4 protein-coding genes are annotated in these 6,000 nt (G+C 44.0%); 3 read left to right on the top strand and 1 reads right to left on the bottom strand.

The window, feature by feature from the left end; translation table 11 throughout:
- Positions 1-412: 412 nt before the first annotated feature.
- Positions 413-1,414: a LacI family DNA-binding transcriptional regulator gene (locus L2I46_RS09085; RefSeq protein ID WP_032454055.1), complete on the bottom strand. Its 1,002-nt coding sequence runs from the start codon at positions 1,412-1,414 to the stop codon at positions 413-415.
- A 259-nt stretch (positions 1,415-1,673) separates the two neighbouring features.
- Between L2I46_RS09085 and L2I46_RS09080 the strand changes: the two genes are divergently transcribed.
- The 3 genes from L2I46_RS09080 (at position 1,674) to L2I46_RS09070 (ending at position 5,981) form a co-directional block, all read left to right on the top strand.
- A complete protein-coding gene (locus L2I46_RS09080; protein WP_032454077.1) occupies positions 1,674-3,059 on the top strand; it encodes a sugar porter family MFS transporter in 1,386 nt (461 codons plus the stop codon).
- 18 nt (positions 3,060-3,077) lie between these two features.
- Positions 3,078-5,135 carry a glycoside hydrolase family 36 protein gene (locus L2I46_RS09075; RefSeq protein ID WP_085551367.1) on the top strand — a complete coding sequence of 686 codons (2,058 nt, stop codon included), beginning with the start codon at positions 3,078-3,080 and terminating at the stop codon, positions 5,133-5,135.
- A 189-nt stretch (positions 5,136-5,324) separates the two neighbouring features.
- Positions 5,325-5,981 carry an oligogalacturonate-specific porin KdgM family protein gene (locus tag L2I46_RS09070; RefSeq protein ID WP_158238854.1) on the top strand — a complete coding sequence of 219 codons (657 nt, stop codon included), beginning with the start codon at positions 5,325-5,327 and terminating at the stop codon, positions 5,979-5,981.
- Positions 5,982-6,000: the final 19 nt, after the last annotated feature.

Here is a 6,000-nt window from a genome sequence, read left to right as displayed (position 1 = left end):
CGGCTCACCCCTTCGGGGCCAGCGCGACACGCGCGCTGTTCAACGCCTGCGGCGTTAGTCCGAGTCCGGGCACCACTATTTAAAGAACCTGCCCAATCTTGTGAACCTGCTGTGTATCAACAGAAATTTTGAATACATCCATTGGTATGCCTCATGACGAGTATCCCAACGCAGTATGGTTAGCGATAAGACACCACCGGTCCGCGCCGATTTCAGGTACATGGCCGTGTTCCTCAGCCACCTTCAAACATGAGAGTAGCGTGTCAAGGGAAACGGCGAAATGATCACGACCATTATCAAGCACATAAACTGTACAACTGTCATCATCAGTATGCATAAGCATTACAGCAGGAATGTTTTAACCGCCATATGCATTTTAATCACCGAACTGGCACGCCATGGATAGAGTAAATTAATTCACCAAATTAGCAGGGAGATTTATGAGGACCGAACGGTGCTCCCTGTCGCCAGCTACTACCCTAAGCACGGCTTCTCCAAGGCATCTTCCAACCTCTTCATGATCTACAGTAAAAAGACAGGTTGAAGACATTATCCGCGAAGAAAAATCACTGCTCGCAGTGGCACATATCATGGACTGGTCATCAAGGCTACCCACATTAAGCGATCGCAGATAATGGCTAGCCCCCATCAATAAAAAGTCATTGATGAAAATGATAAAGTCCGGCTTTATTTCTTGCAGCATGAATTGCTGCACAGCTTTCTCCCCGGACAATTCATCGACTGTTCCAAAGAAAACTAATCCTTTACCCGGTGTTAGTCCACATTCGCGCATTTCATGTAAACAGCCATCCAGAAACTGTTGGCCGTGCATACTATCAGGACCCAGCGTGGCAATAGCGATACGCTTCGCGCCCTGACATAGAGCAAAACGAACGCACTGACGCCCCATATCTTCATGATAAAAATCGACCCAGTTGAACAGCCCGTTCATTGCTCGACTCTGCCCCATTGTAACAAACGGGAACTGGAGGTCATTTAGTAGCAGAATACGTTCATCGACAATTCGCGTATCAGTGAGAATTACGGCATCTGCGCGGTTTTGTTCAACAATCTTACGTAACAACTGATGTTCACCTTGCCGATCGGTAGTGACATGAATAACAGGATCAATACCACTGTCTTTAAGGCTGGCCTGAAGACCTCTGGCAATACGCATAAAGAACGAAGCAGTATGCACGTTACCATCCTTCGCTACAGGTAGAAGCAAGGCGACAACGCCCACTTTACCACTCCTTAAATGCCGGGCAGAAGCATTGGGCCTGTAACCTAGCGTTTCTGCTGCCTTAAGCACCTTCTCACGAGTATGACTACTTATATCGCTTTTATTGTTTAACGCTTTCGAGACCGTGGCTGTTGATAGGTTTAGGTACTCCGCCAATTCTTTAATATTCATTTTTCGTTATGGATTAAATGGCTTCCTGTAAGGATATTATTGCTACTTTAAACCTTTATTTTCCTTGTGACAATATAAAAACCCTTACCCCATCATTTCATTGTGCGACATCGATCACATACAGAATAAAAAGCCTATTGCGTAACTTATTTTAAAGATCAAGAATGAAAAATACGAAATCGATTAAGTATTATTTTTTAAAAAATATTTCACATAACAATCTGGATAAGGGTACTTTCTCATGCAATTAGATAGAGTCATGCCTGCCTCTGTATCAAGAGGTAAAAAAAGGCCACAAATAATCTGGATATGTCTTCTGGCAGCACTTGCAGGTTTACTATTTGGGTTAGATATCGGTGTCATCTCAGGCGCATTACCCCTTATCGCCAAAGAATACAATCTTATCGATAGTCAGCAGGAATGGATTGTCAGTTCAATGATGGTAGGTGCTGCTGCAGCCACATTGTGCAGCGGCGTTCTGGCATATCGTCTGGGCCGCAAATATGCGTTACTGATTGCCGCAGCCTCCTTTAGCCTGGGAGCAATATTTTGCACGTTTGCTACTAACGTCGAGATGTTGATTATTGGTCGGCTTATTCTCGGTGTCGGACTCGGCGTCGCTTCCTACGCCACACCGCTTTATCTCTCTGAAATTACGCCCAAGAGTATTCGGGGAGCAATGATTTCTGCCTATCAGTTGATGATTGCCCTGGGAATTTTAATCGTATTCCTCACCAATACTGCTTTCAGCTATAGCGGCAACTGGCGAGGAATGCTGCTCGTCGTGGCAATACCTTCCCTGATTTTTCTGTTTGGCGCATTGTTTTTGCCTCGCAGCCCACGCTGGCTCATGATGCATGGTCGGGAAGAAGCAGCTTATGAAGTGCTCATGCGATTACGAAGTAGTCATGCAGAGGTAGAAAGTGAATTACGGGAAATAAAAGAACAACTCAGGATAAAGCAACAGGGATGGCATTTATTCCTGGAAAACAAAAATTTTCGCCGCACTGTTGGTTTAGGCATTGTTTTGCAAATCATGCAACAATTCTCTGGCGTCAACGTTATGATGTATTACGCCCCACGTATTTTCCATGAAATAGGTTTTACTTCCACATCAGACCAAATGTGGGGCACTGTCATCGTAGGTGTTGTTATGACCATTGCGACATTTATTGCCGTTGGTTTCGTGGACAGATGGGGTCGCAAGCCCATGCTGTATATAGGTTTTCTTACCATGAGTCTCGCAATGGGGGTGGTCGGGGCACTACTCGGTGGCGAAGTATTATCCGTGCCAGGAAAAATTGTCACTGTTGCCATGCTGCTGATATTTATCGTTGGTTTTTCAATGTCCGCCGGTCCGCTCATCTGGCTGTTGTGTTCTGAAATTCAACCACTTAAAGGGCGTGAGTTTGGTATCACCTGCTCGACTTTTACCTGCCATATAGCCGGAATGATTGTCAGTGCGACGTTCCTGTCACTTCTGAACTCATTAGGAAGCGCTCATACATTTTATTTATATGCGTTACTGAACGTCGTAGCCATTGTTATTATTAATCGCTTCGTTCCTGAAACGAAAAACATATCTCTGGAACAGATTGAACAGAATCTGATGGCTGGTAATAAATTACGCAATATTGGACGATGATAGACAGAGGTATCGCACATGGGTTTTTTAGAGTTTAAAGAAGAAGGTTTTTATATTTCCTTTTCGCTGAATGAAGAAGGAGTTATCTATATTGACCAATTTTCCACTACGGATCATGGTGAGTCACACGGTGAGTTTCCATTGATTCAGGTTCATGCCAGCGGATATAATCAAAATGATCATCATGCACGTAAACATACTGGCTGCGAACCAGGGTCATCTTTACGCTATAAGACGCACCGGTGTTACGATAATGACCTTGGAAAGAAACTTGAAGTCGCGCTAACCGGGGACGTCATATCTGCATATTGGCATCTCCAGCATTTTCAACACCTGAAAACAGCCAGAATATGGTGTGAAATTCATAATCACAGCCAGGAGTCTATTGGGCTTGAATATGTCAGTTCCCTGACACTGTTTGCCATTAGTAGCCTTCCGTGGGAAAAGAACAGCGTTCTTCATCTTCCACATAATAACTGGTATGGCGAAGCGCAATGGAAGAGGGCGACACTTCCTGAGCTTGGGCTTGATAAGGTAAACCGCTTCTCTTTGGATAGATTTTCCATAGAAAATACCGGGACCTGGTCAAGCATCGGCTACCTGCCTTGCGCTGCTTTTGAAGATTTAGCCGCAGGTACTACTTTGTTATGGCAGATTGAGCATAATGGCTCATGGCAGTGGGAGATTGGCGACTTCCGTGAGCATCTTTACTTACAAATCAGCGGTCCTACTGAAAACGAAAATCACTGGTGGAAACAGCTCATGCCTGGTGAAACGTTCACCTCTGTCCCGGTAGCCGTATCGCTGGTTCAGGGTGGACTGCAAGAAGCGCTACAGGAAATCACCCGTTACCGCCGCCGGATCCTCCGGCCTTCTCAGGATAATATTGTTTTACCGGTCATTTTTAATGATTATATGAACTGTCTCTTTGGTGATCCTACGACAGAAAAACTGTTGCCGCTCATCGATATTGCAGCAGTTGCAGGTTGCGAATACTTCTGTATCGACTGCGGCTGGTATTCAGACGGTGAATGGTGGGATGGTGTCGGAGAATGGCAACCTTCAGTTACGCGCTTTCCACGCGGGATAAGAGAGCCCATCGATTATATTGCTGCAAAAGGCATGAAACCAGGCCTGTGGCTGGAGCTTGAGGTCATAGGTATTACGTGCACTCTGGCACAGAAACTTCCTGATGAATGCTTTTTCCAGCGCCATGGTAAACGAGTTATTGACCATCAGCGTTATCAGCTTGATTTCCGCCATCCCCTGGTTCAGGAACACGCCGATCGGGTTATTGCCCGGTTGGTTGATGAATACGGTATTAGTTATATTAAAATGGATTACAACATTAATGCCGGTAGTGGTACCGACTATCAGGCCGACAGCACAGGTGACGGACTGTTGCAGCATAACCGCGCCTACCTTTCCTGGCTGATTAAAACAATGAATCGTTATCCACACCTGGTGATAGAAAACTGCGGAAGCGGTGGACTCAGGATGGATTATGCTTTGCTGCAACATCACAGCATCCAGTCTGTTACCGATCAAACAGACTATCGTTTAATGGCTGTTATCGCATCGTCTGCTGCTTCTGCTGTTACGCCGGAACAGGCTGCTATCTGGTCTTATCCGCTGCGTGAGGGTGACCGGGAAGAAGTAGTGATGAATATGATTAATTCGATGTTATTACGCATACACCAAAGTGGCCATCTTGCGGAGCTTAGCGAGGAACGCTTTTTACTGGTTAAAGAAGGTATCGCACTATATAAAACCTTCCGCGAAAAGATCCCCCACATGACACCTTTCTGGCCGTTGGGAATGCCATCAATGTCATCGCCATGGCTTGCCTTCGGGCTTTACGATGATAATGATATATGGCTTGCGGTTTGGCGAATGGACAGCACTGAAGATACTATTTCACTCCCTCTCCCCATTCCTGAAGCAGAATACTTAAAAGTGAATTACGCTTACCCTCATTTTGATAAAAGTGAATACGCTTCCATTCGGGAAAATAACAGAGTGGAAATAACACTTCATAAAAAGTTCATGGCGAGGCTATTACACTGCCACCATTAAAAAACAACAGGAAAAATTAACATAAGAAATATATTCTTTTGTGACTTACATGTCACAAAAGAATGTTACCACTGCCACAACCCTTAATTAAAAGCTGTCAATTACTTTTATCTTAATCTTACATCTTATCTTTAAGAGGTTAAAATGAATTTCCTAAAAAAAACGTTCTACATTGCAGCATTGTTTTGTATGGCATTCTCCATTCCGGCATTGAGTGCCGGCCCCTGGATCGAAGCGCGTGATGGATACGAAACAGCCTATAATCGTCATGAACTAGCCTTTCGGGGAGGATATGATTTCAATAATGGTGCAGGTGTCATGTTAACCAATGCCTATAATTTAGAGGCATATGAACAACTCAAACATAGCTGGAATGAACTTGAAGGTTGGTATCCATTTTTATCTCTTTCTGAATTGACAATTTTTGTTGGTGCTATTGTCAATGAAAATACAGAGGGTTCAGGTGGGGCAGGATATTTTGACTTCAGATATACAGTTGCCCCTTCTCTAAGCTTTACGCTACGAACTCGTTATAATTATCGTAATTATGATTCTGTAAATTACCTTGGGAAAAAAGATTCCGATAATAACATGGAAACTCATATAGGAATGAATTATGTAATTAACAATGAATGGAATTATTACCTGGAGCCTGCTTATTATAGTCATTTTAATGACTTTCATGCCAGCAATGATAAAAACTATCACTGGGAAGTTGATAATGTTTTTACGTACACGGGGTTCAAGCATGCACAGCCATATTTTTCGGCAGCCTATATGGATCGCGTAACGGCGAAGCATGACGATAACTATCGAATTCGAATTGGTTTACGCTATAATTTCTGAACGAAAACATCCTGAATTT

This window comes from Klebsiella sp. 2019SCSN059, assembly GCF_021739525.1.
GTDB lineage: Bacteria > Pseudomonadota > Gammaproteobacteria > Enterobacterales > Enterobacteriaceae > Klebsiella > Klebsiella quasipneumoniae.
Note: the sequence above shows the minus strand (reverse complement) of the source record. Positions and strands in the feature narration are given on the sequence as shown.